Raw genomic sequence first — 3,156 nt, forward strand, 5'->3', positions numbered from 1 at the left:
AATGCGAAGGTGGCCGGCTGCATGCGGATGAGGCCGGTGGCGCGGGCCACGCGGTGCGTTTCGCGCTTGGCGCCGACGTCCACCATGTGGGCCTGGCCCTCCGTGTCGAAGTGGGTCAGAGCAGGGGCATCAGCGGGTGAGGGCATTCCGAAACGTCGCAGCAAAGGGTCGGTGTCATCATAGCGACCGGTCCTTCCTCTGCCGCCGTCGTCACCCGTGAAGCTGTCCGCCTTGTCCCTTGCGCTGGCCCTGGCGCTCACCGGCGCGCCGTCGGCGTTGTCGCCCTCGTTCGCACAGGTGCGCCTGCCCTCGCTGGGTGAATCGGTGTCGGAAGACGTCGGCGTCGGCGCCGAGAAGAAGCTGGGCGACGAAATCATGCGGCAGGTGCGCCGCGACGTGGACTACATCGACGATCCGCTGCTGCTGGACTACGTGCAGTCGGTGTGGACGCGCCTGGTGGCCGCGGCGCGCGAGCGCGGCGACATCGGCGCCGACACCGATGGCGTCTTTGCCTGGGAAGCCTTCCTGGTGCGCGACCGCAGCTTCAATGCCTTTGCGCTGCCCGGCGGTTACGTCGGCGTGCACCTGGGCTTGATCGCCGCCGCCGGCTCGCGCGACGAGCTGGCCTCGGTGCTGGGCCACGAGCTGTCGCACGTCACGCAGCGGCACATCGCGCGCAGCATCTCCAGTTCGTCGCGGCAGTCGCTGGTGGGCATGGCGGCGATGATCCTGGGCGTGGTGGCGGCCAGCCGCGCCAACAGCGGCGACGGCATCAACGCGGCCATCATCGGCAGCCAGGCCGCGATGATGCAGGGCCAGCTCAACTTCTCGCGCGACATGGAGCGCGAGGCCGACCGCATCGGCTACCAGGTGATGACCACGGCCGGCTATTCGCCGCAAGGCATGGCCGCGATGTTCGAGAAGCTGGAAAACGCCTCGCGCCTGAACGACAGCGGCAACTACCCCTACCTGCGCAGCCACCCGCTGACCACCGAGCGCATCGGCGAGGCGCGCATGCGTGCGCAGGCCGCGGCCCAGTCGGCGCCGGCCGTGCCCACGCCCGAGCACCTGGTGATGCAGGCGCGCGCCCGCGTGCTGGGCGACACCAGCGTGGGCGCGCTGCGGCGCATCCAGTCGCAGTCGGCCGAGCCGGAACGCAGCCTGCCGCCGGCCGAACGCATGGCCGCGCTGTACGGCAGCGCCCTCGCATCGCAACAGCTGCGTGAGCCGCAGCAGGCGCAGGCCTCACTCGACGCAGCCCGCAAGCTGGCCGGCGCCGAAGCGCCGGTGCAGCGGGCGCTGACCATGCTGCAGGCGCAGATCTGGCTGGACACCGGCGCCGCGCCGCGCGCGCTGGCCGCCATCGAAGCCATCGAAGCCATCGACGACGGCTCGCGGCCCTTGATGCTGATGCGCGCACAAGCCTCGCTGGATGCGGCGCGCGCCGCCGGCATGGCCCGCACCGACCCGCTGCGCAAGGGCACCGACGCGCTGCAGACCTGGGTGGCCGACCACCCGCAGGACGCCACCGCCTGGAGCCTGCTGGCCCAGGCCAACACGCAGCAGGGCCTGCGGCTGCGCGCGGTGCGGGCCGAGGCCGAAGAACGCGCCGCGCTGGGCGACCTGAGCGGCGCCATCGACCGGCTGCGCGCCGGCCAGCGCCTGGCCCGCAGCGGCCTGCCGGGCAGCACCGACTTCATCGACGCCTCGGTCATCGACGCCCGGCTGCGGCAGATCGACGCCCTGCGCCGGCAGCTCTACGCCGACGCCAACCGGCCGCCCCCACGCGATTGATGAGCTAGGCTCCGCTTCCCACATCACGGGAAGCCTTGCCGATGCCCTTGCCCCTGTTCCTTTGCCGCGGTGCCGTACCGGCCGCCCTGCTGCTGACTGCAGCCTTGGCCGCTACCCCCCTGCCCGCGCAGGCCGCACGCATCGACCGCGTGCAGCCGCAAGGCGAAGTGGCCGAGGTGCGGCAGATCAGCGTGCGTTTTTCAGAGGCCGTGGTGCCGCTGGGCGATGGCCGCCAGAAGCCACCACTGACGCTGCAATGCAATGGCCGCACGCCCGCCGGTACAGGCCGCTGGGCCGATGCGCAGGTGTGGCTCTATGACCTGACCACGCCGCTGCCGCCGGGCCAGCAATGCCAGCTGCAACTGGCCGCCGGCTGGCAACCCACCACCACCGGCACCGCGCTGGAAGGCCGCACCGACTTCAGCTTCTCGACCGGGGGCCCGGCCGTGCTGCAGGTGCAACCCTGGCCGGGCAGCGAGCTGGAAGAAGACGCGCACTTCCTGCTCACGCTCAACGGCCCGGCCACGCCGGCCAGCGTGCAGGCGCGTGCGGTGTGCGAGGTGGAAGGCCTGGGCGAAAGCCTGCCGGTGCGCATCGTCGAAGGCACGGTGCGCGAGCAGGTGCTGGCGCAGCAGTTCAAGGGCCAGCGCCGCCGGCCTGAGTCCAACCGCCTGCTGCTGCTGACCTGCCAGCGCCCGCTGCCGGCCGAAGCCCGCATGCGCCTGGTGTGGGGCAGCGGCATCGCCTCGGCCGACAACCCGCAGGTGCTCACCCGCACGCCGCAGCGCTTCGAGTACACGGTGCGCGCACGCTTTGCGGCCGACTTCAGCTGCCAGCGCGAGCGGGCCGACGCCGGCTGCCTGCCGCTGCAGGCGATGGTGCTCAATTTCTCGGCCCCGGTGCCGCGTGCGCAGGCCGCCGCCATCCGCCTGCAGCCGGCGCAGGGCGCCGCGCTGCAGCCGCAGCTGGAAGCGGGCGAAGATGCCGTGCGCTCGGTGCGGTTCAAGGCGCCGCTGCCGCCCGACACCCGCTTCACCCTCACGCTGCCCACGCCGCTGGCCGACGACAGCGGCCGACCGCTGGCCAATGCCGGCGCCTTTCCGATGGCGGTGGCCACCGGCCCGATGCCGCCGCTGGCCAAGTTCGCGGCCGCGCCCTTCGGCATCTTGGAGCTGGAAGGCACCCAGGCGGTGCTGCCCATCACGCTGCGCCATGTGCAGGCCGACCTGCTGGGCCCGCAGGCGCGCGGCACCGCCACCGTCAAGCGGCTGGACGCCGCCACTCCCGATGCCGAGCTGCTGCGCTGGATCGGCCGTGTGGCCCGCTATCACGAGAACACGCTGACGGCCAAGGAAGCCGGGC

General features: G+C 72.4%; 1 protein-coding gene and 2 pseudogenes. 2 read left to right on the forward strand and 1 reads right to left on the reverse strand.

What is annotated here, in order from left to right:
- Positions 1 to 146, reverse strand: a pseudogene (gene moaC, locus ABNT58_RS14480) (cyclic pyranopterin monophosphate synthase MoaC); the annotation flags it as partial.
- Positions 147 to 216: 70 nt separating this feature from the next.
- Here moaC and ABNT58_RS14485 point away from each other — a divergent pair.
- Together ABNT58_RS14485 and ABNT58_RS14490 are read left to right on the forward strand one after the other, a co-directional pair.
- The gene (locus tag ABNT58_RS14485) at positions 217 to 1,794 is read left to right on the forward strand and encodes a M48 family metalloprotease (RefSeq protein ID WP_348754167.1); all 1,578 of its coding nucleotides are present in this window, start codon (positions 217 to 219) and stop codon (positions 1,792 to 1,794) included.
- Between the two features lie 104 nt (positions 1,795 to 1,898).
- Positions 1,899 to 3,156 (forward strand): annotated as a pseudogene (locus ABNT58_RS14490) (alpha-2-macroglobulin); the annotation flags it as partial.

It is taken from the genome of uncultured Aquincola sp. (assembly GCF_964001545.1).
Taxonomy (GTDB): Bacteria; Pseudomonadota; Gammaproteobacteria; order Burkholderiales; family Burkholderiaceae_C; genus Aquincola.